Source organism: Planomicrobium sp. YIM 101495, from assembly GCF_009707665.1.
Taxonomy (GTDB): domain Bacteria; phylum Bacillota; class Bacilli; order Bacillales_A; family Planococcaceae; genus Planococcus.
In genome coordinates this window covers 1546535-1571113 of sequence record NZ_WLZW01000001.1, presented here as the reverse complement: position 1 = coordinate 1571113, position 24579 = coordinate 1546535, and the positions used below count along the sequence as shown (strand labels likewise).

Below are 24579 nucleotides of genomic sequence, written 5' to 3'. Positions count from 1 at the left end.
AAGACGTTGGAATAACTTCAAAAATTTATTTCCGAAGCCCTGAAAAACGCAGCTGGAACACTTCCTGTAGGTCCGCTTTATGACGAATCAAGACGATTGCCATAGCTGCACAAACCGGCCACAATACGGGTAAGGAACCCGTCAGTGCGACGGCCAAGATGTATACAAGAAAGGCGATTGGCATCGAGAGCGTCGCACTTTTGATCAAACCGATGGCGATGAGGAACGTGCCGGCCATGACGCCAAAGAGCGGCAAGTTGAGCATGAAGGTCGCTCCGATCAAAGTCGCGACGCCTTTGCCGCCGCGCCCTTTCAGGATGACGGGGAAGATGTGGCCGATGACGACCATCAATGCACCGAGTGCCGCACCTTGCGCGCCGAATCCGAAGTAGAAGCCAAGCATCACAGCGATTGCCGCTTTTCCGGCGTCGCCGATGAATGTCAGGAAGAATGCCCGTTTGCCGAGCGTTGCGCCGGCGTTACGTGCACCGAGGTTGCCGCTGCGTTCTTGTCGTAAGTCGACTTCATACAGCTTCCCGACGAACCACGCGGTCAAAATATTTCCGAGAGCATAACAAAAGAATAAGTAAGCAATCATTTCAATCTCCTGGTGGGATATGACTTGGTGGAAAAAGAAGTCCGGCATCGCAGCCGAATCTTCTGATTGTCTCCATCATATGCGTAAAAAGAAAACAGGGGAAGAAAAATATATTTTCTTCCCCTGTTTTCAGGTGATGCTATTCAATTTGGATATTATTTTACCAGTTCAGCTGCTTCGAATAAGTAGTCTGCGATGACGCGCAACCCTTTGTCGAAGTTCTCAAGATGGAAGTGCTCGTTCGGCGCGTGGAAGTTCTCGGAAGATAGACCGAAGCCCATCAACACGACTGGCAATCCAAGCAATTCATCGAACGCAGCGACGATCGGAATCGAGCCGCCCATGCGCGTGTATGCAGTTGGCACGTTGTAGATTTTCTCGTAAGAACGGCCGGCAGCTTGGATCGCCGGATGATCGAATGGCGTCAAGAACGGTTTGCCTTTGTCGAATTCGGAAATCTCGACAGATACACCAGCCGGCTTGTGCGCTTCGACGTGTGCGCGCAATTTACGAACGATATCATCCGGATCTTGGTGTGGCACGAGGCGGCACGTAATTTTCGCGCTCGCTTCTGCCGGAAGGACCGTCTTGATGCCTTCGCCGGAGAAGCCGCCTGTGATGCCGTTCACTTCAAGTGTCGGGCGGATCCACGTGCGTTCAAGGAACGAATAGCCTGTTTCCCCGAAGTCTTCTGTGATGCCCAAGTCTTTTTTCTCCTGTTCGAGGTCGAATGCGTGTGCTGCCAGTTCTGCACGTTCATCAGCAGTCACTTCTTCCACATCTTCATAGAAACCTTCCACTTGGATCGTGCCTTCCTTATCGCGGAAGCTTGCAAGGATTTCCGTAATCGCGTGAAGTGGGTTTTGAACCGCTCCGCCGTAAAGTCCGGAATGCAGATCGCCTTTTGGACCTTTCACATCGATTTGGATGCCTGCAAGACCACGTAGTCCATAACAAACTGCGGGACGTCCCGGACCTTGCATGCCCGTATCTGAGATCACGATGACATCCGCTGCCAATCGTTCCTTTTGCTGCTCGACGTAAAGTGGAAGGTTCGGACTGCCGATTTCTTCTTCCCCTTCAATGATGAACTTCACATTGACCGGCAGCGTGCCATCAAGACGAAGCAATGCCTCGACCGCTTTGATGTGCATGAATGTTTGTCCTTTGTCGTCACTCGCACCGCGTGCAAACAGCTTGTTGTCACGGACGTGCGGGTCGAATGGCGGTGTCTCCCACAAGTTGAGCGGGTCGACCGGCTGGACGTCGTAATGTCCGTAGACAAGGACAGTCGGTTTTCCTTCAGCGTGGAGCCAGTCTCCGTAGACGACAGGGTGACCTTCCGTTTCTTCGATGCTGACATTCTCGAGGCCTGCTCCTTCCATGGATCGCTTCAGCCACTCGGCTCCTTTGCGGATATCCGGTTCGTGTTCGGATAGAGAGCTAATGGAAGGGATGCGCAAGAATGCTTTCAGTTCTTCCAGATGATCTTGCCGATAGTCTTTGAAATATTGGTCAATTTTTTGTAAGTCCATCAAATTCCCTCTTTTCGATTTTTATTTGTTTAGGCGTGAAAATTATATCATACAGTGGATTCTTTTCGACAGGCGAAAAAACGCTATGGTATACTATTCAGTAAAATATTCGAAAATTCGTAGTTCATATATTGGAGGAAATCGATTTGTATATCGCATTGGCATTCTTTTTATTCATGTCGTTCTTCATGTCCGGAAGCGAGACGGCATTGACTGCCGTCAATAGGATGAAGGTCCAGCTGCGCGCTGAGCAAGGGGATGTGAAAGCACAGCGCCTGCAGAAGTTGATCGCAAAGCCGGACCGGATGATCACGACGATCCTGATCGTTAATAATATCGCAAATATCATGTTGCCGACACTTGTCACGACGATCGCCATCACACAAGGATGGGAAATCGGTCTTGCCACTGCTGTTTTGACGGTTGTGCTCATCATTTTCGGTGAAGTGCTGCCGAAAACCATCTCAGCAACTTTCTCGGGACGCATCGCGTATTTGGTGGCGCCGATCATTTCGGTATTGGTCATTTTACTGAAGCCGCTTGTTTGGCTCTTGACCCAATTCACGAATATTTTCATCCGCATCATTTCAAGAGGGGCGGTCAAAGAAGCTTCGCTGACGAAGGAAGAGCTGCGGACGATGGTCGACATCGCGTCGACCGAAGGGACTTTCGCAGAAGACGAGTCGGAGCGGATCAAAGGCGTGCTCGACTTCCCGCATAAGGATGTCTCCGATGTGATGTCGACCCATCGGACAGAAACGGTGGGCATCGAGATTGGAAGCACTTATGAGGAAGTGAGGGATCTGATCCTGGATTCCTCTTACACACGCTACCCGGTTTTTGAAGAAAGCATGGATAACATCCTCGGTCTTTTCTATTCGAAAAAATTGATTGAATGGTCGATGAACCCGAACTTGACGCTTCGTGAACTGATGGACGATAACCCGTTGTTCATCGTCCAGTCGGTCAGTGTCGAGAAAGTGTTCAAGATGATGATGGCGAAGAAGAAGCACATGGCCATCATTTTGGATGAATATGGTGGAACGCTCGGCATCGTGACACATGAAGACATCATCGAGGAAATGATCGGGCAGGACATCGAAGACGAAACGGATGAAGACGAGGAAGAATTCGTCTATAGCATGACGGATACCCAGTTATCATGCCAAGGCCGTCTGGAAATCGAAGATGCGAACGAGCTGTTCGGCATCGAATTGCCGAACGACCAGGACACAGTCGCCGGCTTCGTCATGCAGCAGCTCGGACATGTGCCGGATGAAGGGGAGGAATTCACGTACGAAGATCTCCATGTCCAAGTGAATGAAATGGACCGCAACCGCATCGCGCGCCTGACCATTACAATCATGCGCGAAAAAACAGAGGAATTTTCTGTGGAATGATCTGCTTTCATAGCAGGTCATTTTTATTTCGCCTTCATTACACAATTGTAATTTAAATGAAAGCGAATACGATGGAGCGGAATGTTGCCCCTTGGCATAATGAAGACAAGAGAAAAACGGACGGGGGCAATAAACATGGAAAACTTATACAACGAATACAATCGATACATCTACCATCTGTGCTTGAAGCTGACACGGAACAAGTCGGAGGCAGAAGATCTAATGCAGGAAGTATGGCTGAAAGTCGTACGCTACGAATCATCACTTGGTGAAGTCGACCACGCAAAAGCTTGGCTGACAACGATCTGCATGAACACGTTCCGCGATCGTTACCGCAAGAACGTGCGACGCAGCAAACATATGGCGCAGCAGCCGAAAGAATTGGACATTTCGTTGTTGGATTTGATCCCGGCGGATGAGATCGGAACGGAAGAACTATTGGAGCAGCAAGATGTTTCCCAATTGCTCCGTATGAAAATCGGGGAGCTGGATACGATTTACCGTACGACGATTGTCTACTTCTACGTACATCAGCTATCATTGATCGAAATTGCCGAGATGATGAAAGTCTCGATCGGAACGGTGAAATCGCGCCTATTCCGCGGTAAGCAGCGCCTGAAAGACATGCTATTGGCAGATGACAAAACACGTGAGTATGTCTTAACCGCTTAAGATTTGCGTGCTTTTCGAATAAGGAAACCGTATTCCATGAGGGAATGCGGTTTTTTTATATCGTGTGAATCAAAAAGGCTGATTCAGGGTATAGTTCAGTAATCGGGGGGGGAGTCATCGTGAAAAATAAGGAAAAGCGGAACTACAGCAAAAGGAGACGTATCCTTGCCGGAGCAGCAGGCTTTTTTTTATTGCTGTATTTGCTCGTGATTGTTTGGCATACATATAAACCATTGCCGGATGGAGTATCCTACGCCGGGGATGTCCACAATGTGGATAACATCGAAATGATTTACGACCTGACTTATGCACAGGACAAGGAAGGGACCGGGCTCGAGCATGAGCTGAGGATCTTCGATGAAGTGCATGAAATGATTGAACAAGCGGAAGAATTCATCGTCCTCGACTTCTTCCTGTTCGATAATTACAACGACCAGGACATCGACTTTCCAGAAATCGGTCTGGAGCTGGCGGAGCAGCTGATTGCGAAGCGGGACGCCGAGCCGGAAGTGCCGATCTATTTCATCACCGACCCGGTCAATAGCGGCTACGGCTCCTACGAATCGGAACTGATCCAACAGCTGAAAGAAGCGGATGTCGAAGTCATCTACACGGATCTCGACCCGCTTCGTGATTCCACGCCGGTCTACTCCGGCCTGTACCGCATCTTTTTCCAATGGTTCGACTGGGGCGAGGGCTGGCTCCCGAACGGCATTGCGAGCCAAGCACCGGAAATGAAGTTGTCTTCTTACATGGAATTGATGAACGTCAAAGCGAACCATCGGAAAGCGGTCATTACGGACAAAGAAGCGATGGTTTCATCCGGTAATCCACACACAGCGAGCGGCTTCCACGGAAACCAGGCGTTCAAAGTGAGCGGCCCGATCCTCAATGACTTGCTGGAAGCGGAAGAAGCCGTCTCGCACTTCTCGGGCGGACCGGATCTTCCACGCGTGGACGTGGCGGAGCAGGACGGCCCTTACACTGCACAGTACATCACGGAGTCGGAAATCCTGGACGCACTCTCGGAAGATATTAAGGCGACTGGGGAAGGCGATACAATTTGGATGGCCATGTTTTATTTGGCGCACCGCGACATCGTCGAAGAGCTTGGTGCCGCGGGAGAGCGGGGAGCGGACATCCGTCTTATCCTCGACCCGAATGAAAACTCGTTCGGCAACGAAAAGAGCGGCTTGCCGAACCGGCCTGTCGTGCATGAGCTCGTGGAAGAAGCAGGTGAAACACTTGAAGTCCGCTGGTACAACGCCATCGACTTCCAGTTCCATACGAAGACGGTCATGATCCAGCAGGACGGCGAAATCATGATCTCAGCCGGAGCGGCCAACTTGACGCAACGTGCACTCAAGAACTACAACTTAGAGAACAACTTGCGCATCACCGCACCGGATGATAGTGAACTGGCAGAAGAGATGGCCGAATACTTCAACCGGTTGTGGGATAACGAAGATGCGCTTTACACGCTCGATGTGGAAGAATACCAGGACGACTTCACACCTTGGCAGCGCGTCATCTATGGCTTCCAGGAATTGTTCAAACTGACGACCTATTAAAATGAAAAAACCCGGATCCGCCTGTTGGCGGTTCCGGGTTTTGCTCGTTAAACTTGTACTTTTTTTCCTGCTTCTATCCATTCTTCGACGTTCCAGACCTTCGTCGCCAAGCCTTCATAAAAATCAGGTTCGTGGCTGACGAGGACAATCGTGCCTTTGAACGCTTGCATCGCGCGCTTGAGCTCGGCTTTCGCATCGACGTCCAAGTGGTTCGTCGGCTCATCGAAGACGAGCCAATTGCTTTCTTCGAGCATCAGCTTGCACAAGCGCACTTTCGCCTGCTCGCCGCCACTCAAAGACTTCATCGGGCGAGAGATGTGGTCCGCTTTTAGGCCGGTCCGGGCGAGGGCGCCACGCACTTGGCCTTGTTCCATCGAAGGGAAGGCGTTCCAAATGACATCGATCGGCGTCATGCTATCACCTTTCACTTCCTGCTCGAAGTAACTTGGGGACAAGTATTCCCCGCGGATGATTTTGCCGTCGAGCGGCGGGATTTTCCCAAGCATCGTCTTCAGCAACGTCGATTTCCCGACACCGTTCATGCCGACAAGTGCGATTTTTTCCCCGCGTTCGATCATGAAGGACAGTGGCGGAAGAAGCGGCTTGTCGTAACCAATTTCCAGTGCTTCCGCTTCGACGACGTAACGGCTCGGACTGCGAGACTCTTTAAAGTCGAACTGCGGCTTCGCGGCCACTTCCGGTTTTTCGATCCGGTCCATCCGGTCAAGCTGCTTCTGACGTGATTTCGCACGGCCGGTTGTAGACGCGCGCGCTTTGTTCTTCGCGATGAACGTCTCTGTTTTCTTGATCATATCCGCTTGTTTTTCGTAAGCGTCCAAGTGCTGCTGCTTCGCCAGCTCTGCAAGCTCGAGGAACTTCTCGTACGTTGCCGTGTAACGGGAAAGCTTGGAGAATTCCAAATGGAAGATGACACCCGTCACTGCGCTCATGAATTCCGTATCGTGCGAGATCAACAAGAACGCATACGGATAGTTTTTCAAATAGTTGACGAGCCACGTAATGTGCTCTTCGTCCAAATAGTTGGTCGGCTCATCCAGCAGCAAGACTTTGGGCTTTTCCAACAGTAATTTTGCCAGCAGCAACTTTGTCCGCTGACCGCCTGATAACGCTTCGACCGGACGCTCGAGACCAATCGCATCCAGGCCTAGGCCGCGTGCGATGTCGTCGACTTTGATGTCGAGTGTGTAGAAATCGCCGGCATCCAGCGCGTCTTGCACTTCTGCCATCTGCTCAAGCAAAGTCTCCAGTTCATCCGGATCCGCTTCGCCCATTTTCATCGCGATCGCATTCAGTTGTTCTTCCTTCTCGTAAAGCGGGAGGAAAGCATCCTGCAGCGTCTCGCGGATTGTCCGTCCAGGCGTCAGGACCGTATGCTGGTCCAAGTAGCCGTAATGTGTACGCGGTTGCCATTCGACACGGCCGCCGTCGTGGATGATCTTGCCTGTCAATATGTTCATCAGTGTGGATTTCCCGACACCGTTTGCGCCGACCAAGCCGACGCGTTCGCCTTCGACAAGACGGAATGAAACTTCTTTGAACAACACGCGGTCACCGAATGTGTGGCTCAAGTTCTCAACTGTTAATAAACTCATAACATGTATTCCTCCATATAGTAAAACTTCCGTAGATCCATGAAAGTGGGAAATAAAAAACCGCGGCTTATAGATCCGCGAGTTTTTTGTTTAATTCCGAAAGTTGCTGTTCCATTTTCTCAAGACGTTGCTCCGCTTTTTCCACCATTTGTGGGTGGCCGGTCGATTCTAATTTCTCGATATCGCCTTGCTGGCGGATGTAATCCATCTTCAACTCTGCAATTTCCCGTTCAATCTGCTGTTTGTCCAAAAGAATCACCTGCATTTTTTCACTAGTATAGCATATTTCCGCAAGAATAAAATCGATAGGCCTCCATGCGTTTTCGAGAATTAAAAAAGGCGCACCTCAGTCTAAAGAATGAAATCTCTGACAAACGAGCTTCCGAGTGCGCCAAACGTGGCAACTTTTGATAGGATGAAAGATGAGAACAACTTAAAAAGGAAGATAGGGAATCAAGGAGGACCAATTCTTATGAAGATATTATTAGTAGACGGCACGATTATTGGGAGAAAAACTGGCGCCATATTGGAGCAGGTCGAAATGTACTTGAAAGAAATCGCACCTGATCTGGAATTGAAGATTCTTCACCTGGCTGATTTCGACCACCAATTCGTCGATGGCCGCCCACTTGGTGAATATAATGAAGACATGGGCGAACTCGTTCGTCGTTTTGAAAATGCGGACGGCTACATCATCGCCACGCCGATTTTTCAAGGCTCGATCCCTGGCGTCCTGAAAAATGCGTTCGACTTGCTGCACCCGCGCACGATGCGCTACAAGCCGGTATCGATCGTCGCAAACGGTGGCACGTACCAGCACCACCTCGTCATCGAAAACCAGCTGAAGCCGATCCTCGACTACTTCCGCTGCCTCGTGACGCCGAACTACGTCTATACGCACACGAGCCATTTTGACGAAACGAATGCCATCGTCAACGAAGACGTCCACGATCGCCTTCGCGAACTTGCACGCGTCTTCATCGAATATGCCAACATGAGCCAACACCTGTCGAAAGAAACGATCGACAAGCACTGATTGACTTGTTGAAAAACCTCCCGCGGGAGGTTTTTTTTGGTTTGTGTACCGCAGAGCGGCGGGCATTTTAGTGGGTTAGCTGATTTTGTGTGTGATTTTCTTATGTGTTTGGGATTTTAGGTGGAACTGTGTTGATTTGGACGGTTTGAGTATAGAATCGGTGGGAAAATTTTGAAATAAATCACAACGGATTTCCATTAAAAGAGCTTACTGTCCGGATTTCAAAAATACTGTCCGGAATCACCCAAATACTGTCCGCAAGGTTAAATGACTCGGGAATAGTATAAATTCGGTCTTTAAAACTGCCATCAAAACTCATGCCGGATGACATTAGAAGTTTGGAGGCGATTGATGTGGATTCGATACCGGTAAATTCCCGGAAATCGCGGCTTCTAATTTGGGCTCCACTTAAAACACGATACTGCTGCAGTGCCTTCAAATGTGCGTAAGGATCGATGCAAGCACAAGTTGGACACGACCATTTTTTATACCGATAACACATCCTCACCCCAACACACGTATCACAAAGCACCCCTTTCACAAAACCGGCAGGCAGCACAGGCATCTTCAACGGCTTATCAGTATGGAGATCAACCAGTTCGCGGGCAAGATTCTGGGTTCTCTTGCTCGACAATACATTCTCAGGATACGTTAAAACGAGTTGCTCCAGCAAATAAGGAAGACCCGACGACTGGATCATGAGGCGCTTGTCCGGACGCGACTGGATAATCGAAGATGGATACGTGAAGACAATTGCTCCGATGACGGGAAGTTTGACCCGCTGCTGCGATAAAAATTGCTCGATCCATCTTTCGTGACGGCGCAATTGATCGTCGGGATTGCGCATGCCGTCGACACTGCCATCTTTGTTCGTCCGGGTAAATTGGCGCAGCTCCGGATCGAAATTCAATTGTCCGACGATGCTCTTGATTTCCAGGACGAGAACAAAATGGCTCGTCAAGAGGATGGTATCAAACTGATGGCTGGATTGGGATTTCTGAATGAATAAATCGTGAAGAAGGAAGTGGGGGAAGCTAAGCGATATCTCCTGCCAAAGGGAGTCTACACGATGTTCACCGTGGAAGCCGGCGGTGATGCGGCGGAGCTTTTCTCGAAGATGTGGCGTTGTGGGATGGTTGTCGGGGATTCGCCGGATCAAACTTTCCAGCTGGAAAACCTCGGGCGGCTCGCTGCGTTTTTTCAAAAGCAAATGATCATCTCCTTTAGAAAAATATAGCTGAACAGAGGTGGTGATGCAAGAACATATTGAATGGAAATGAATTTCATTTTTCGGGAAAAGATAATTGAAAATCGACCACTTCCAGTAAAAGGATTTACTGTCCAATTCGAGAGAAATACTGTCCAATCCCGATCTGCTCCCAAAAAATCACCCTCTCCCAACACCTCCCCGCGAAGATGTTATAATAAACCCAACTACAATCAAGAAGGAGCTTTTCAATGAAATCAGTTGTACTCGCAGAAAAACCTTCCGTGGCGCGCGATATTGCGCGTGTGCTCGGATGTTCACAAAAAGGGAATGGCTATTTGGAAGGAAAACAATACATCGTCACGTGGGCGCTCGGGCACCTCGTAACGCAGGCGCAGCCGGAGCAATACAACGAGGACTTCAAGGAATGGAAGATGGAGACGTTGCCGATCATTCCGGAGCCGTTCAAGCTTGTGCCGATCAAGCAAACGATGAAACAATACAATGCCGTGAAAGCGCAGCTGCAGCGCGGTGATGTCAACGAAATCATCATCGCGACCGATGCAGGGCGTGAAGGGGAGCTCGTCGCACGCTGGATCCTGGAGAAGACGAAAACGCGCAAGCCGATCAAGCGCTTATGGATTTCGTCGGTGACCGACAAAGCGATCAAAGACGGCTTCAACAATCTGAAAGACGGCCGCCAGTACGACAATTTGTACGAAGCGGCAGTGGCCCGCGCAGAAGCGGACTGGGTCGTCGGCATCAACGCGACGCGTGCGCTCACCGTCAAGCACAATGCCCAGCTGTCGACCGGACGCGTCCAGACGCCGACGCTCGCGATGATCGCCGCACGCGAGAAGCAGATCAAGGAATTCCAGCCGAAACCGTATTACGGGCTCCAGGCAATCGGCGAGACCGCAGCATTCACATGGACCGACGGCAATTCGACGCAATCGTTCGATAAAGACAAGATCGACCGCCTGTTCCAAAAACTCGAAGCAACACACGAAGGCAAGATCGTCTCGGTCAACGTCACACCGAAAAAACAGCCGGCACCGCCGCTGTTCGATTTGACGGAGCTGCAAAAAGAAGCGTACAAGCGCTTCGGCTGGTCTGCGAAAGACACGCTCAACACGCTGCAGAACCTGTACGAGCAGCACAAGATCGTCACTTACCCACGGACGGATTCGAAGCATTTGACGTCCGATATGAAAGACACATTGAAAGACCGCATCCGTGCGTCGGGCGTCGGGGAGTACCGGGCGTTTGCCAACACGATTCTGAAGCACCCGGCCGCCCCTCAAAAAGGGGTCATCGATGACGCGCGTGTGTCCGATCACCACGCCATCATTCCGACCGAGGAAATGCCGCAGCTGCACAAGCTGTCGGACAAGGAAATCAAGCTGTACGACATGATCGTCCGCCGCTTCCTGGCGGTGTTCATGCCGCTCCACGAGTACGACCAAACCGCAGTGAAACTCGAAGCGGGCGGCGAAACGTTCCAGGCGAAAGGCCAGACAATCCGCACGGAAGGCTGGAAGCGCGTGTACCGCCATGACGGCGAGGAAGGCGAATCGACATTGCCTGCTTTTGAAAAAGGACAGACAATCAAGCTGAAAGGCATCGCCCTCACTGAAGGAAAAACAAAGCCGCCGGCGTATTTCAATGAAGGAACGCTGCTCGGCGCGATGGAAAATCCGGCACAGTTCATGGCAGGCGAATCGAAGGAACTGATCCGGACACTCGGTGAAACGGGTGGGCTCGGAACGGTCGCAACACGCGCCGACATCATCGAAAAATTATTCAAATCCTTCGTCATCGAAAAGCAGGGGAGCAACCTCGTCGTCACATCGAAAGGGCGCCAGCTGCTCAACCTTGCGCCGGAAGATTTGAAATCACCGAAACTGACAGCCGACTGGGAACAGCAGCTGACGAAAATCGCGAAAGGCGAACTGAAAAAAGAGCAGTTCATGAAAGAGATGATCGCCTTCGCGCAAAAATCGGTTTCGGATATCAAGAAGAGCAAAGAGAAGTTCAAGCACGACAACATTACAGGAAAAGTGTGCCCGGACTGCGGTAAGGCGCTGCTTGAAGTGAACGGCAAACGCGGAAAGATGCATGTCTGCCAGGACCGCGAATGTGGCTACCGCAAGCAAGTGATGGTCCAGACGAATGCCCGCTGTCCGAATTGCCACAAACGCATGGAAATGCGCGGCGAAGGCGAAGGGAAAATGTTCACGTGCAAATGTGGACACCGCGAGAAGCTATCAGCTTTCGAAAAGCGCCGCGGCAGCAACAAATCGAAAGCAGCGAAAAAAGACGTCACAAAATACTTGAAACAGCAAGACGAACCGAAAAACACAGCAATGGCCGATGCATTGAAAAAACTGCTCGAACAAAAAGACTAAAAGTTGAATGAAAGAACTGCGGAGCCGTTTTACGGAATATCGGAAATCCCTATTCATTCTTTCAACTCAACAAAGAAAAAGAGGAGGGTGGCTGGTGGCGAAGAAATTGGCGAAAACTAATGCAGCGCGGCTGCTCGACAAACATAAGATGGCTTACGAAATCATTGCGTATGACAAAGATGGAGCGGTCGATGGTGCATCCGTTGCCGCACAGATCGGCTACCCGCCAGAAGCGGTCTACAAGACGCTTGTCGCACGCGGCACTTCCGGGGACATCTGTGTCTTTGTCATCCCGGTCGTCGAGGAACTCGACCTGAAACGCGCTGCGAAAGCGGCAGGCGAGAAGAAAGTGGAACTCGTCGCAGTCAAGGAAATCCAGGCGTTGACGGGCTACATCCGCGGTGGCTGCTCGCCGCTCGGCATGAAAAAGGAATTTTCGACATTTTTATCGGAAGAAGCAGAGAAGCGGGACTTCATGATCGTCTCTGCCGGCAAAATCGGGATGCAGTTGAAATTGGTACCAGCGGATCTCATACAAGTCGCCGGAGCAGCGTATGCAAAGTTGATCGCAGAAAAGTCCTGAAGCTGAGAAAAGAACAGACGAGAGAAGGTATGGAATGAAACATTCACTTATGTATCGCTGGCTGTTTTTCCTTGGCGGCCTGGCGGTCATGGCATTCGGTTTTACATTGGTCATCAAGGCGGACCGGCTCGGCATCAGCCCGTGGGATGTCTTGCATGTCGGGCTGTTCCTGAACTTCGGCTTGACGATCGGGACATGGGTCATTTTGGCGGGGCTCGTGTTGATCGCAGTGTCGTCCATTGCGACACACAGTTTGCCGCAGGTCGGCACGTTCCTGAACATGCTGTTCACGGGAGCGATGATCGACTTCTATAACTTCATTTTGCCGAACTTCGAGACGCTTACGGCACAGTCGGTGACGCTTGTGCTTGGGATCTTCATCTCGGGACTTGGCATCGGCATTTACGTGGCACCGAAGATCGGCGCCGGTCCGCGGGACAGCATCATGCTGATTCTGGTCGAGAAGACTGGATTGAGCATTTCCATCGTCCGTGCGGGAATCGAGACGTTAGCTGCAATTGCTGGCTGGCTGCTCGGCGGACCGGTCGGTGTCGGAACGATTGCAGTGGCGTTATTGACCGGCCGCATCGTGCAATACACGCTTCCGATGTCCGAGAGATGGCTGAAGAAACTCATCGAAAAGAAAAGTGAATTACCGCCTGTCCTCAAGCTGTGAGGGCGGGCTTTTTTGCTTGATACTGCACGGATCCTGTGATATAACTAAACACGTCTATTAAACCTAGTAACTTGATAGGAATAATTATGTTTTAAAAAGGAGAATCACAATGGGACGTGAATTCGTAGAGATTTTTGATGAATGGGTACACACATACGATGATTCGGTAAGCGGCAAAGATGCCGAGTACGCGGATGTTTTCGATAAATATGATGAAATTCTCCAAACAGTGGCAGATCGTGCAATCGGTCCTGTCGTCGAATTCGGCGTCGGCACGGGGAACTTGACGCGCAAACTGCTTGCGCGCGGCCTCCAAGTGGCAGGCATCGAACCGAACAAGGCGATGCGCGAAGCGACTGCGGAAAAGCTGGAACAAGCAACAGTGACAGACGGGGATTTCCTCAAGTTTGAAGTGCCGTTCGCACCGAGAGCGTTCGTCAGCTCCTACGCATTTCACCATTTGACGGACGCGGAAAAAGGCGAAGCGTTCAAACAATACGGACAGATGCTTACAACGGGCGGAAAAGTGGTCTTCGCCGACACGATCTTCGTGACAGAAGAAGCGAAGCAGGAAGTGATCGCCTTTGAAAAAACGCGCGGGCATGATAACCTTGTAGAAGATTTACAGCGTGAATATTATACGACCATCCCGGTCATGAAAGAGCTGATCGAAGCGGCTGGCTTCACAGTCGAATTCACGCAGCTCAACCGGTATGCGTGGCTAATCGATGCAACAAAAAATTGAAGGGGGAAGATTTTAATGAAGAAAATGAACGTTGAATCATTCAACTTGGATCACACGAAAGTGGTTGCACCATACGTCAGACTTGCTGGCGAGAAAACAGGAGCGAACGGGGACACGATCCGCAAGTACGACATCCGTTTCAAGCAGCCGAACAAAGAATTCATGGAAATGCCCGCGCTTCATTCACTTGAGCATATGATGGCAGAGCATAGCCGCAATCATTCGGACCAGATCATCGACATCGGGCCGATGGGCTGTCAGACAGGCTACTACTTGTCACTCATCAACCACGACGACTTTGACGATGTCTTGCGCATCCTCGAGAACACATTGACAGACGTCATCGCTGCAGACGAAGTGCCGGCATGCAACGAAGTGCAATGCGGCTGGGCAGCAAGCCACAGCCTAGAAGGTGCACAGGAACTGGCACGTGAAATGTTGGCGAGAAAAGACGAGTGGCGCCAAGTGTTCGCTGACGAACAAGCGTAAGGAGATGTCCATATGAAATTCGTCACATCGATCCAACAGCTGATCGGCAATACTCCGCTTATGGAATTGACGCGCGTCGACATCCCGAACGGCTGCCGCATTTTTGCGAAGCTGGAGATGTTCAATCCCGGCGGCAGTGTCAAGGACCGTCTCGGCGTCTCGTTGATCGAAGACGCTGAGCAACGCGGCGTTCTGCATTCAGGCGGCACAATCGTTGAACCGACTGCGGGCAACACAGGCATTGGTCTGGCAGTTGCAGCGATCGGCAAAGGCTACAAAGTGAAATTCGTCGTACCTGAGAAGTTCAGCCAGGAGAAGCAAGCACTGATGCGCGCACTTGGTGCAGAAGTAATCAATACGCCGACTGCTGAAGGCATCAAAGGTGCGATTGCCAAGGCGGAAGCGTTAGTGGAAGAGCTGGACGCATTTTCGCCTTCCCAGTTTTCGAACCCGGCGAACCCGGAGACATACGTCCGGACGCTCGGACCAGAGCTATGGGAAGCGCTGGACGGCCGCATCGACACATTTATTGCCGGTGCCGGCTCAGGCGGGACTTTCATGGGAACGGCACGCTTTTTAAAAGATAAGAATCAGGCGATCAAAACCGTCATCGTGGAGCCAGAAGGATCAATCCTGAACGGAGGCACGCCCGGTCCGCATTTGACGGAAGGCATCGGCATGGAATTCCTGCCGGGCTATATGGATAAGCAGCTGTTTGACGCCATCCACACGATTTCCGACCGGGACGCATTCGCTGCGCTAAAAGAGCTTGCAGCAAAAGAAGGTTTGCTCGTCGGTAGTTCGTCTGGTGCTGCATTCCAGGCGGCGCTGAAGGAAGCGGCAGCGGCGAAGCAAGGAAGCCACATCGTCACGGTCTTTGCGGATTCGAGCGAGCGGTACATGAGCCAGGATATTTACGGAAGAATTTTTGAGGAGGAAGACAAGTGAAACCAAAAACGAGATTGATTCACGGCGGTATTTTCGGAGACGAGGCGACAGGAGCTGTCTCGACGCCGATCTACCAAGTCAGCACATACAAGCAAGAAGCAGTAGGGAAGTTCAAAGGCTATGAATACTCGCGCACGGGTAACCCGACGCGCCACGCACTCGAAGAATTGATTGCGGACGTGGAACACGGCCACGCCGGCTTCGCATTCGGCAGCGGCATGGCGGCGATCACATCAGTCATGATGATGTTCTCGGCAGGCGACCACATCATCATGACTGATGACGTATACGGCGGTTCGTACCGCGTCGTCAACAAAGTGCTCAACCGCTTCGGCCTTGAATTCACGCTTGTCGATACAGGGAACTTGGACGAAGTGAAAGCGGCAGTCAAAGACAACACGAAGGCGATCTTCATCGAAACGCCGACGAACCCGCTGTTGAAAGTGACGGATATCGAAGCAGTTTCAGCGTTTGCGAAAACGAAAGATTTACTGACCATCGTCGACAACACGTTCATGACGCCTTACTTGCAAAACCCGATTCCACTCGGTGCAGACATCGTCTTGCATAGCGCGACGAAATACATCGGCGGACACAGTGACGTCGTAGCAGGCCTTGTCGTTGTTAACTCTGCAGAGCTTGCGGAAGAGTTGCACTTCATCCAGAACTCGGTCGGTGCGATCCTTGGGCCACAGGATTCGTGGCTTCTGATGCGCGGTCTGAAAACACTCGGCATCCGCATGGAAGAGACGATGGCGAACGCACAGCAAATCGCGGAATTCCTTGATGCACATGACGCGGTCGGTACGGTTATCTATCCAGGACTGCCAGCACACGCAGGCCACGACTTGATGAGCAAACAAGCACGCGGCTTCGGAGGCATGATCTCGTTTGACGTCGGCAGCAAAGACAAAGCCGGCGAGTTGCTGGCGAAACTGAAATACTTCACGTTGGCGGAAAGCCTTGGTGCGGTGGAAAGCTTGATCTCGGTTCCAGCGCAAATGACGCACGCATCGATTCCAGTCGAACGCCGCGGCGAACTTGGCATCGTCGAAGGGCTCGTCCGCATCTCGGTCGGCATCGAAGACGTCGAAGACTTGATCGAAGACTTGGAAAACGCATTGAAGTAAACGAAACAGGGCAGACGGGCGACCGGACTGCCCTTTTTCTTTTGGAACGAAAGCCCATATGGTAAGATGAAAGCAGAATCTCGTCTCGAAAGGAAGAGGACATTGTCAAAAAAACTGGATGCATTTTTAGAAGAGAACTTGAACGAATTGAAAGAGCAAGGCCTTTATAACGAAATCGACCCGGTGGAGGGACCGAACGGACCGATCATCAAAGTGGGCGGGAAAGACTTGATCAACTTGTCTTCCAACAACTACCTCGGACTCGCGACGAACGAAGACTTGAAGAAAGTCGCGAAACAAGCAATCGACAAGTACGGCGTCGGCGCAGGGGCAGTACGCACAATCAACGGCACGCTCGACCTTCACGTGAAATTGGAAGAGAAGCTTGCAGAATTTAAAGGCACAGAAGCGGCACTTTCGTATCAGTCAGGCTTCAACTGCAACATGGCGGCAATTTCTGCGGTCATGGACAAGAACGATGCGATCCTGTCCGACCAATTGAACCACGCGTCGATCATCGACGGCTGCCGTTTGTCGAAAGCGAAAATCATCGCTTATAAACACTCGGACATGGAAGACTTGCGTGCAAAAGCGAAAGAAGCGACAGAGTCGGGCTTGTATAACAAAGTGATGGTCATTACGGACGGCGTCTTCTCGATGGACGGTGATATCGCGAAGCTTCCGGAAATCGTGGAGATCGCGAAAGAATTCGACTTGATCACGTATGTGGACGATGCACACGGATCAGGCGTCACAGGCAAAGGGAAAGGCACGGTGAAGCATTTCGGCCTTGAAAAAGAAGTCGACATGCAGATGGGCACACTGTCGAAAGCAGTCGGCGTTGTCGGGGGATACGTTGCCGGCAAACAAAGCTTGATCGACTGGCTTAAAGTGCGTTCACGTCCATTCTTGTTCTCGACAGCAGTTACACCAGGTGACGTCGCGGCGATCACTTCCGCCATCCAGATGATCATGGACTCGACGGAACTGCACGACAAGCTATGGGACAACGGCGACTACTTGAAGAAAGGCTTGAAAGAGCTCGGCTTCAACATCGGAGACTCCGAGACACCGATCACACCTTGCATCATCGGTGAAGAGAAGCTGACACAGCAATTTTCTAAGCGCTTGTTTGAAGAAGGCGTCTATGCCAAGTCAATCGTCTTCCCGACGGTCCCGAAAGGCACTGGCCGTGTCCGCAACATGCCAACAGCCGACCATACGAAAGAAATGCTTGATGAAGCTATCGCGACTTACGAACGAGTCGGGAAAGAACTTGGCGTCATTCAATAAATTATCTTACCAAGCGAAGCTGCCGGGCTGCGCTTGGTTTTTATTTTCCCTAAACGAGTGTATGATTATACGTATATATACAGAGGAGGAATGCATAATGAAGATTACAAAAGCAACATTGTATGCGGTAAGGTTCCCGTTGAAAGAGCCATTCATTATTTCATATGCAACGTATCCGGATATGCCGGCAGTCATTTTGGAACTGGAAACGGACACTGGCCTGATCGGCTTCGGGGAATCGGTAGCGGATGAGCACGTTACTGGAGAGTTCTTTCTCGGTGCGTTCGAAAACTTGAAGGAAGTGCTGGTGCCTGCGATCCTTGGGATGAACCCATTCGATATCGAGGCGATTCACGCGAAGATGGACAGCGCACTGGTCCGCAATCCCGCAGCCAAAGCGGCAGTCGACATCGCCTGCTTCGACTTGATGGGGAAAGCAACGGGTCTGCCGGTGTACCAGCTGATCGGCGGCAAGACGAACGAACGGCTGACGTATCCGAAAGTCTTGAGCATCGAGAGCCCGGAGATCATGGCGACAAAAGCTGTGCAGGCAATCGAAGACGGCTATACTTCATTGAAGCTGAAAGTCGGAGCCGACAAAGCGCAGGACGATGTCGACCGCATCAAGGCAGTGCGCGAAGCGGTCGGTCCGGCTGTACCGATCCGCGTCGATGTCAACCAAGGATGGAAGACGCCTGGCATCGCTTCAGCGGCGGTAAGGCAACTGGAAGGGTTAGATTTGTCTTGGATCGAGCAGCCGATTCGGATGAGCGACTTACACGGCTTAGCCGAGATCCGTACGAAGACGGCTGTGCCGATCATGGCGGATGAGAGCTTGCAGACAATGGAAGATTTACTGGAGATTATTCGGCTCGGAGCGGCGGACGTCATCAATATCAAGCTGATGAAGTGCGGCGGCATTTACCCAGCAGCACAGCTCGCGAAGACGGCAGAGGCAGCAGGTCTGGCTTGCCAAGTGGGGTCGATGGTCGAGTCTTCTGTCGGCTCCGCAGCAGGCTACCATACGGCGATGGCACGAAACAATATCGAAACGACAGAGTTGACCGGCCCGCTGTTGTTCAGTGAGGAAATCGGCGACTTGCAATACATCCATCCGAACGTCTTGCTCGCGGACAAGCCGGGGCTCGGTGTGACAATCGACCGGGCGCAATTGGCGAAACTTACCGTTAAAACGCACATCATCGGCGGCACGACCGTTTGATGGATGAATTCGATTGGAGCATCCAGGCATAAAAACGAACCACCAGCCCCCTGCTTTTCATAAGCAGGGGGCTGGTGGTTATTTAGGTTTGTTTTGATCCGGATTTTTTCAAGCGACGGAATGCATGAAAGAGTGTATATTTCTGGACGCCACGTGCTGCGGCGATGCTGTCTTCAGCGAGCCGGTCGAACTGCGGATCGTTCGTTTCGAATGCAATGAGTGCACGGATCGCGGACCGCATCCACGGTTCCTTCAGCTGCTCCATCAGTTCCGTGGCGTAATCGTAGTCACCTGAATTGACTGCTGCATGTGCCAAGTAATATGTGCGCAGCGACTCCCGCTGGATTTGTTCGGCATATTGGAGGGCGACTCCAGGCTGGTCCTGCGTGATCGCAAGAAGCGCCTTGTATGTCTGCTGCAATTCCGGCTGACGATGGCGGGCAAGGATTCTTTGGAGTGCTTGCTGGATTTGTTCGTCACTGCCATACGCGATCTGATAAGGATAGCCGAATAGCGGTTTGCGTCGGTTGCTCTTGACGAACCGGTCGATCCGCTTGAGCGATTTGGAGAAGTAAGTGATGTAGATCGGCGGTGCCACTCCGGCAAGCACATAGAATGTGATGACGATGAAGAACACCATCAAGCGTGGCATGCCGGTCGCAATAAGGATGGACGACATGAGAATAGCAAACAAGAAAATGATGACGAGACGGAGCAAATGCATGGTGCACCTCTTTTTTCTTTTAATTATAACAACATCCAAGGTTGGCGGCATCAATAAAAATATTGTATTTACAGAGAGAACGTTTTATAATGGGTTAACCGAAACCTTTTATTGAAAGGGTTTATGATGATCAGATTGTTCTTTTCAGAAGGACAGTTGTAAACAGGAGGAATGTCACACATGAAACGGATCATGATTACAGGAGCGCTTGGGCAAATCGGCTCAGAACTTACAACAAAATTACGTGAAATCTATGGAGCAGACAATGTTCTTGCTACAGATATCCGACCGGCATCAGGAAGCACTGGCCCATCCGCGGTACTGGATGTGACAGATGCTCAAAAAATGCACGACTTGGCAAAAGACTTCGGAGCGGATACGCTCATGCATATGGCGGCGTTATTATCAGCGACAGCGGAAGAAAAGCCGCTACTTGCTTGGAACTTGAATATGGGTGGACTCGTGAACGCGCTTGAGACGTCACGTGAACTTGGCCTTCAGTTCTTCACACCGAGCTCGATCGGTGCGTTCGGTCCTTCGACACCGAAGAACAATACGCCGCAAGACACGTTGCAACGACCGACGACGATGTACGGCGTCAATAAAGTGGCAGGGGAACTGCTTTGCGATTATTATTTCGAGCGCTTCGGCGTCGATACGCGCGGCGTCCGTTTCCCAGGACTGATCTCGAACGTCACGCCTCCAGGCGGGGGAACGACGGATTACGCAGTGGATATTTATTATCAGGCGATCGAACAGAATAGCTACACTTCGTATATTGCGGCAGGCACTTACATGGACATGATGTATATGCCAGATGCGCTGCAGGCGATCATCGACTTGATGGAGACGGATGCCGATCAGCTGATCCACCGCAACGCCTTCAACGTCACAGCGATGAGCTTCGATCCGGAACAGATCGCTGCTTCGATCCGCAAGCACTTGCCGGACTTCCAGCTGGATTACGCGGTGGACCCTGTCCGCCAAGGCATCGCGGACAGTTGGCCGGATAACATCGATGTGACCGCTGCGCGGGACGAGTGGGGCTTCAAGACTGCTTACGATCTCGATGCGATGACAGCAGACATGCTCGAGAAACTGAAGAACAAACTACAGAACGCATAAGAAAAGCGCCATCCCCGAAAAGTCGGGGATGGCGCTTTTTTGGAGAACATTAGAATAATAAGTGTGCAATGCCTGCAACGATCGGCAGTGCGATGACTGTACGCAATAGGAAGATGACGACCAAGTCGAAGAAGTTTACCGGAATTTTCGATCCGAGCAAGAGTCCGCCGACTTCGGACATGTAGATCAATTGCACGACAGAGACCGTCGCGACGACAAAACGCGTCATTTCGGATTCAAGTCCGGCTCCTAAGATCGCCGGCAGGAACATATCCGCGAAGCCGACAACCATGAGCTGTGCAGCTTCTGCCGCTTCCGGGAGGCCGAGCAATTCCAGGTAAGGGACGAATGGTGTTCCGAGTACCGTGAACACGGACGTGAACTCTGCAAGAATCAATGCGACTGTACCGAATGCCATGACGACCGGTGCAACACCGATCCACATGTCGAGTACGTTCTTGAAACCGTCTTTGAAGAAGAACGAAACAGAGCGGTTATTGTCTGCTTTTTCAAGCGCTTTTTCAAGCCCAATGCTCGCGACTGTATAGCCTTCAGGAACTTCTTCCGTCTGGGACTCTTCCGGTGAGCCATCGATGTAATCCGTTTTTTTCTGAGCAAGCGGATAAATGCGCGGCATGATCAGCGCAAGGATCACGCCTGTCAAAATGACCGTTCCGTAATACGGAAGGAAGTAACTTCCTAAACCGATTTCTTGAATGACAACAATGGAAAACGTAATCGAAACGACTGAGAAAGTGGTGCCGATGACAGCCGCTTCCCGCGCTGTATATTTATTGTCGATGTATTGCTTGTTCGTCAAGAGGACACCGATCGTTCCGTCACCGACCCATGAAGCGAGTGCATCGATGGACGAGCGGCCCGGCAGGCGGAAAAGCGGACGCATGATCTTCACCATGATCGATCCGAAAAACTCGAGCAAGCCGAAGTTCATCAGGAGCGGCAATAGAAGACCTGCGAACAGGAAGATCGTGAACAGGAATGATAGCAAGCCATCGCCTGCAAGAAGCATGCCGCCTGTGACGTCACTCCATACCGCTTCTGGTCCGATTTGGAACATGACCATGACGGCGAATACTGCACCGAGGATCCGGATGATCGTCCAGAACAGATTGACGTTGAATAATCTTTCCACGAACGAATCATCGTTCGTTTCTTTCTTCGCGATGAAGAAGAAGGAACCGACCGCAGCGACGATCAAGATTCCCGTCATGATCCACGGAACGACCCCTTCGATCTTCGCAGCCATCCAGTTCGCCAAGACGGCGATAGTGACCATCCATTCAGTGGTCCCTTCATCGTTCGTGACTGGAATCGGCACTAGGAACAGAATGATCCCGAGTAAAGATGGAATTAAGAATAAGAGCCAAGTGGCTGGTGAGTGCTTTTTCATCAAGATTCCCTCATTTCTAAGAATGCATAAATAAACGCATTTTGAACTTATTATACATGAGTGCGCTGTATATAAATACCCAATACGTAATGTTTATATTATCCGAAAAGTAAGAAAAAAGCACTTCTTTTTTGAGAAAGAAGTGCTTTTTCAGCGATTATGAAGAAAACTCATTACCCCAGCGATAGGAGTAGAAGCGTTCGAGCGTCAGCCAATTCTCAGCTTCCGGCTCGCCTTGCTCCAACTTGTGCTCCATTTCCTGAAGCATCCATGCTGTTTGAGAAATATGTGCACGCATCGACGCGATTTTTTTGTCGCGGACGGTGACAATGTTGTGGATGATATCCGGCTCCCCGAGCATTTCCAGCGTGTTGTTGGCAAATGCCACACAGTGCAGTTTCGGGCGATTTTCCATGCGTCCGACTGCACGGACGACTGCGCGAGCTGTCGCTTCGTGGTCCGGGTGCACCGCATATTCCGGATAAAATGTGATGACAAGTGACGGATTGGTCTCAGCGATCAAATCTTCCATCATTTTCGTCATTTTTTCATCGTCTTCGAATTCAACCGTCTTGTCGCGGAGCCCCATCATGCGGAGGTCCGTGACGCCGATCGCTTCTGCCGAGGCAAGGAGTTCAGCGCGGCGGATCTCCGGCAGGGATTCGCGCGTTGCAAAAGGTGGATTCCCGAGGTTCCGGCCCATCTCACCGAGCGTCAGACAAGCGTATGTAACAGGTGTTCCTTGCTCGATATGCATCGACATCGTACCGGATACCCCGAAAGCTTCATCGTCCGGATGTGGAAAAACCACGAGTACGTGGCGTTCTTTTGGAATGGTCATCAGAGGTTCCTCCTTTCTTAGTAGGCGAATGGTGTTGCGCTCAATTGGAGAGCGACTGCGAGTTTGCCGGAGCCGTCGTGGCCGGCAAGCAGCAGACGTCCTTGCGCATCGACTTCGAAGTGGGTGATGCCTTGTGCATAAACCCAGCCGTGCGGCAGCTTCAAGCCGACGCGGTGCGGACTTTCGCCGACGACTTTCCCGAGTTCATAGTGAATGACAACGTTGCGGATGAATGCTCCGGCGTTGAAGAAGCCTTCATTGAAATGGCTGGCGTACGAGCCGTTCGTCGTTTCGAGATGAAGATAGAGATCTTTGTTTGCAAAGGCATCAAGCTGTGCCTGTAATTTGTTGACATCGACAAGTTCCATGCTGTTCCTCCTCAGAGATCGTGTTCATTCAGTATAAGGAAAATCGGAGTGCAGTGCGAGGTTTCTGTCCCGGCACTTCCCGTGACGAAAAAAAGGCCCCGGATCGAGACCTTTTAACGGGAATTGCTTATAGCTCGACGACGTCGACAGCAGGTTTCGGAAACTTGTTCGCTGCGCCGTGCATGACCGGCCCGACGTATTCATTCAGTTTCCAGCCGTGCTCGATTGCTGCGGAGACGAAAATCTTCGCATTGAGTACCGCGTCTTTCACGGACTGGCCGTTTGCGATATTTGCTGTGATCGCCGCGGCAAATGTACAGCCTGCGCCGTGGTTATAAGATGTTTCCGTCTTTTCGGCAGTCAGCAAGTAATGCTTCTCACCGTCGAACAACAAGTCTGCCGCTTTCTCATGCTTCAATTGCTTGCCGCCTTTGATGACGACGAATTGCGCACCGTGCGCATGAATCTTTTCAGCTGCTGCCTGTAGATCTTCGACCGTCTGCAACGTGCCCATGCCCGAAAGCTGTCCTGCTTCGACCAAGTTCGGCGTCACCACTTTTGCGTTCGGCAACAAGTGCTTGATCATTGCCTCGACATTTTCGGGGAACAGTACTTCGTCTTCGCCTTTACATGCCATGACCGGGTCGATGACGACATCTTTCAAGCCGGAATCCGCAATCGCTTTGCCGGCCATTTCGATGATTTCGACCGTCGGCAGCATGCCGGTTTTCAGCGCATCGACGCCTGTGGAGAAAGCGGTCTCAAGCTGGGAGTGCAAAGTTTCAACCGGGATCGGGTGGATGCCGTGGCTCCAGCCGTCCGGATTCATCGTGACGATGACCGTCAAGGCGTTCATGCCGTACGTGCCGTGTTCCTGAAAAGTCTTCAAGTCAGCCTGGATACCAGCGCCGCCTGATGTGTCAGAGCCTGCGATCGTTAACGTCTTTTTCAAACTCATGGTGTGGTCTCCTTTTTGGGTAAATT

At 51.3% G+C, this 24579-nt stretch carries 24 protein-coding genes; 14 read left to right on the top strand and 10 right to left on the bottom strand.

Going from position 1 to position 24579, the window contains the following annotated elements; all coding sequences use genetic code 11:
* Positions 1 to 25: 25 nt before the first annotated feature.
* Together GIW82_RS07605 and GIW82_RS07600 are read right to left on the bottom strand one after the other, a co-directional pair.
* The gene (locus tag GIW82_RS07605; RefSeq protein WP_154749241.1) at positions 26 to 598 is read right to left on the bottom strand and encodes a glycerol-3-phosphate acyltransferase; all 573 of its coding nucleotides are present in this window, start codon (positions 596 to 598) and stop codon (positions 26 to 28) included.
* A 155-nt stretch (positions 599 to 753) separates the two neighbouring features.
* Positions 754 to 2136, bottom strand: a complete 1383-nt coding sequence (locus tag GIW82_RS07600; RefSeq protein WP_370456132.1) for a dipeptidase — start codon at positions 2134 to 2136, stop codon at positions 754 to 756.
* A 143-nt stretch (positions 2137 to 2279) separates the two neighbouring features.
* Between GIW82_RS07600 and GIW82_RS07595 the strand changes: the two genes are divergently transcribed.
* From GIW82_RS07595 to GIW82_RS07585, 3 genes are all read left to right on the top strand, one after another.
* Positions 2280 to 3533 carry a hemolysin family protein gene (locus GIW82_RS07595; protein WP_154749239.1) on the top strand — a complete coding sequence of 418 codons (1254 nt, stop codon included), beginning with the start codon at positions 2280 to 2282 and terminating at the stop codon, positions 3531 to 3533.
* Positions 3534 to 3668: 135 nt separating this feature from the next.
* A complete protein-coding gene (locus GIW82_RS07590) occupies positions 3669 to 4205 on the top strand; it encodes an RNA polymerase sigma factor (protein WP_154749238.1) in 537 nt (178 codons plus the stop codon).
* A 119-nt stretch (positions 4206 to 4324) separates the two neighbouring features.
* Positions 4325 to 5776: a phospholipase D-like domain-containing protein gene (locus GIW82_RS07585; protein ID WP_370456131.1), complete on the top strand. Its 1452-nt coding sequence runs from the start codon at positions 4325 to 4327 to the stop codon at positions 5774 to 5776.
* 47 nt (positions 5777 to 5823) lie between these two features.
* On the opposite strand, the gene GIW82_RS07580 is transcribed toward GIW82_RS07585, so the two are convergent.
* Both GIW82_RS07580 and GIW82_RS07575 read right to left on the bottom strand, forming a co-directional pair.
* Complete coding sequence (locus GIW82_RS07580) at positions 5824 to 7389, bottom strand: ABC-F family ATP-binding cassette domain-containing protein (RefSeq protein ID WP_154749237.1); 1566 nt, start codon at positions 7387 to 7389, stop codon at positions 5824 to 5826.
* Positions 7390 to 7456: 67 nt separating this feature from the next.
* Positions 7457 to 7639 carry an SE1832 family protein gene (locus GIW82_RS07575; protein WP_154749236.1) on the bottom strand — a complete coding sequence of 61 codons (183 nt, stop codon included), beginning with the start codon at positions 7637 to 7639 and terminating at the stop codon, positions 7457 to 7459.
* Between the two features lie 222 nt (positions 7640 to 7861).
* On the opposite strand from GIW82_RS07575, the gene GIW82_RS07570 reads away from it, so the two are divergent.
* Positions 7862 to 8425 (top strand): NADPH-dependent FMN reductase, encoded by a 564-nt coding sequence (locus GIW82_RS07570; RefSeq protein ID WP_154749235.1) that lies wholly within the window; start codon positions 7862 to 7864, stop codon positions 8423 to 8425.
* Between the two features lie 181 nt (positions 8426 to 8606).
* On the opposite strand, the gene GIW82_RS07565 is transcribed toward GIW82_RS07570, so the two are convergent.
* Positions 8607 to 9635, bottom strand: coding sequence for a nuclease-related domain-containing protein (locus GIW82_RS07565; RefSeq protein ID WP_154749234.1), 1029 nt, complete (start codon positions 9633 to 9635; stop codon positions 8607 to 8609).
* A gap of 248 nt (positions 9636 to 9883) precedes the next feature.
* Between GIW82_RS07565 and GIW82_RS07560 the strand changes: the two genes are divergently transcribed.
* The 9 genes from GIW82_RS07560 (at position 9884) to GIW82_RS07520 (ending at position 19126) form a co-directional block, all read left to right on the top strand.
* Entirely contained in the window at positions 9884 to 12040 is a 2157-nt protein-coding gene (locus GIW82_RS07560) for a DNA topoisomerase III (RefSeq protein WP_154749233.1), read from the top strand.
* Positions 12041 to 12134: 94 nt separating this feature from the next.
* Positions 12135 to 12623 carry a Cys-tRNA(Pro) deacylase gene (gene ybaK / locus GIW82_RS07555; RefSeq protein ID WP_370456130.1) on the top strand — a complete coding sequence of 163 codons (489 nt, stop codon included), beginning with the start codon at positions 12135 to 12137 and terminating at the stop codon, positions 12621 to 12623.
* Between the two features lie 34 nt (positions 12624 to 12657).
* Complete coding sequence (locus tag GIW82_RS07550; protein ID WP_154749231.1) at positions 12658 to 13299, top strand: YczE/YyaS/YitT family protein; 642 nt, start codon at positions 12658 to 12660, stop codon at positions 13297 to 13299.
* Between the two features lie 109 nt (positions 13300 to 13408).
* Positions 13409 to 14044: a class I SAM-dependent methyltransferase gene (locus tag GIW82_RS07545; RefSeq protein ID WP_154749230.1), complete on the top strand. Its 636-nt coding sequence runs from the start codon at positions 13409 to 13411 to the stop codon at positions 14042 to 14044.
* Positions 14045 to 14059: 15 nt separating this feature from the next.
* On the top strand, positions 14060 to 14533 hold the full coding sequence (locus GIW82_RS07540) for an S-ribosylhomocysteine lyase (RefSeq protein ID WP_154749229.1): 474 nt from the start codon (positions 14060 to 14062) through the stop codon (positions 14531 to 14533).
* A 12-nt stretch (positions 14534 to 14545) separates the two neighbouring features.
* Entirely contained in the window at positions 14546 to 15481 is a 936-nt protein-coding gene (locus tag GIW82_RS07535; RefSeq protein ID WP_154749228.1) for a PLP-dependent cysteine synthase family protein, read from the top strand.
* Positions 15478 to 16611, top strand: coding sequence for a bifunctional cystathionine gamma-lyase/homocysteine desulfhydrase (locus GIW82_RS07530; protein ID WP_370456129.1), 1134 nt, complete (start codon positions 15478 to 15480; stop codon positions 16609 to 16611). Before GIW82_RS07535 ends, GIW82_RS07530 begins: the two co-directional genes overlap by 4 nt.
* A gap of 102 nt (positions 16612 to 16713) precedes the next feature.
* Positions 16714 to 17904: a glycine C-acetyltransferase gene (locus tag GIW82_RS07525; protein WP_154749227.1), complete on the top strand. Its 1191-nt coding sequence runs from the start codon at positions 16714 to 16716 to the stop codon at positions 17902 to 17904.
* A gap of 97 nt (positions 17905 to 18001) precedes the next feature.
* The gene (locus GIW82_RS07520; RefSeq protein ID WP_154749226.1) at positions 18002 to 19126 is read left to right on the top strand and encodes a mandelate racemase/muconate lactonizing enzyme family protein; all 1125 of its coding nucleotides are present in this window, start codon (positions 18002 to 18004) and stop codon (positions 19124 to 19126) included.
* 82 nt (positions 19127 to 19208) lie between these two features.
* On the opposite strand, the gene GIW82_RS07515 is transcribed toward GIW82_RS07520, so the two are convergent.
* Positions 19209 to 19850, bottom strand: a complete 642-nt coding sequence (locus tag GIW82_RS07515) for a hypothetical protein (RefSeq protein WP_154749225.1) — start codon at positions 19848 to 19850, stop codon at positions 19209 to 19211.
* A gap of 180 nt (positions 19851 to 20030) precedes the next feature.
* On the opposite strand from GIW82_RS07515, the gene GIW82_RS07510 reads away from it, so the two are divergent.
* Positions 20031 to 20975, top strand: coding sequence for an L-threonine 3-dehydrogenase (locus GIW82_RS07510; protein WP_154749224.1), 945 nt, complete (start codon positions 20031 to 20033; stop codon positions 20973 to 20975).
* 49 nt (positions 20976 to 21024) lie between these two features.
* Here the strand turns inward: GIW82_RS07510 and GIW82_RS07505 are convergent, their stop codons facing one another.
* From GIW82_RS07505 to thiD, 4 genes are all read right to left on the bottom strand, one after another.
* A complete protein-coding gene (locus tag GIW82_RS07505) occupies positions 21025 to 22386 on the bottom strand; it encodes a YjiH family protein (protein ID WP_154749223.1) in 1362 nt (453 codons plus the stop codon).
* 157 nt (positions 22387 to 22543) lie between these two features.
* Entirely contained in the window at positions 22544 to 23227 is a 684-nt protein-coding gene (gene bshB2 / locus GIW82_RS07500) for a bacillithiol biosynthesis deacetylase BshB2 (protein WP_154749222.1), read from the bottom strand.
* Between the two features lie 17 nt (positions 23228 to 23244).
* The gene (locus tag GIW82_RS07495; RefSeq protein WP_154749221.1) at positions 23245 to 23595 is read right to left on the bottom strand and encodes a YojF family protein; all 351 of its coding nucleotides are present in this window, start codon (positions 23593 to 23595) and stop codon (positions 23245 to 23247) included.
* A gap of 127 nt (positions 23596 to 23722) precedes the next feature.
* Positions 23723 to 24553 carry a bifunctional hydroxymethylpyrimidine kinase/phosphomethylpyrimidine kinase gene (gene thiD / locus GIW82_RS07490; RefSeq protein ID WP_154749220.1) on the bottom strand — a complete coding sequence of 277 codons (831 nt, stop codon included), beginning with the start codon at positions 24551 to 24553 and terminating at the stop codon, positions 23723 to 23725.
* Positions 24554 to 24579 lie beyond the last annotated feature (26 nt).

Bases quoted from the DNA above. Each gene is read 5' to 3' on its own strand.
- GIW82_RS07605 (WP_154749241.1), bottom strand. From the start codon at position 598: ATGATTGCTTACTTATTCTTTTGTTATGCTCTCGGAAATATTTTGACC.
- GIW82_RS07590 (WP_154749238.1), top strand. From the start codon at position 3,669: ATGGAAAACTTATACAACGAATACAATCGATACATCTACCATCTGTGC.
- GIW82_RS07580 (WP_154749237.1), bottom strand. From the start codon at position 7,389: ATGAGTTTATTAACAGTTGAGAACTTGAGCCACACATTCGGTGACCGC.
- GIW82_RS07570 (WP_154749235.1), top strand. From the start codon at position 7,862: ATGAAGATATTATTAGTAGACGGCACGATTATTGGGAGAAAAACTGGC.
- GIW82_RS07560 (WP_154749233.1), top strand. From the start codon at position 9,884: ATGAAATCAGTTGTACTCGCAGAAAAACCTTCCGTGGCGCGCGATATT.
- GIW82_RS07550 (WP_154749231.1), top strand. From the start codon at position 12,658: ATGAAACATTCACTTATGTATCGCTGGCTGTTTTTCCTTGGCGGCCTG.
- GIW82_RS07545 (WP_154749230.1), top strand. From the start codon at position 13,409: ATGGGACGTGAATTCGTAGAGATTTTTGATGAATGGGTACACACATAC.
- GIW82_RS07540 (WP_154749229.1), top strand. From the start codon at position 14,060: ATGAAGAAAATGAACGTTGAATCATTCAACTTGGATCACACGAAAGTG.
- GIW82_RS07535 (WP_154749228.1), top strand. From the start codon at position 14,546: ATGAAATTCGTCACATCGATCCAACAGCTGATCGGCAATACTCCGCTT.
- GIW82_RS07520 (WP_154749226.1), top strand. From the start codon at position 18,002: ATGAAGATTACAAAAGCAACATTGTATGCGGTAAGGTTCCCGTTGAAA.
- GIW82_RS07515 (WP_154749225.1), bottom strand. From the start codon at position 19,850: ATGCATTTGCTCCGTCTCGTCATCATTTTCTTGTTTGCTATTCTCATG.
- GIW82_RS07510 (WP_154749224.1), top strand. From the start codon at position 20,031: ATGAAACGGATCATGATTACAGGAGCGCTTGGGCAAATCGGCTCAGAA.
- GIW82_RS07505 (WP_154749223.1), bottom strand. From the start codon at position 22,386: ATGAAAAAGCACTCACCAGCCACTTGGCTCTTATTCTTAATTCCATCT.
- bshB2 (WP_154749222.1), bottom strand. From the start codon at position 23,227: ATGACCATTCCAAAAGAACGCCACGTACTCGTGGTTTTTCCACATCCG.
- GIW82_RS07495 (WP_154749221.1), bottom strand. From the start codon at position 23,595: ATGGAACTTGTCGATGTCAACAAATTACAGGCACAGCTTGATGCCTTT.
- thiD (WP_154749220.1), bottom strand. From the start codon at position 24,553: ATGAGTTTGAAAAAGACGTTAACGATCGCAGGCTCTGACACATCAGGC.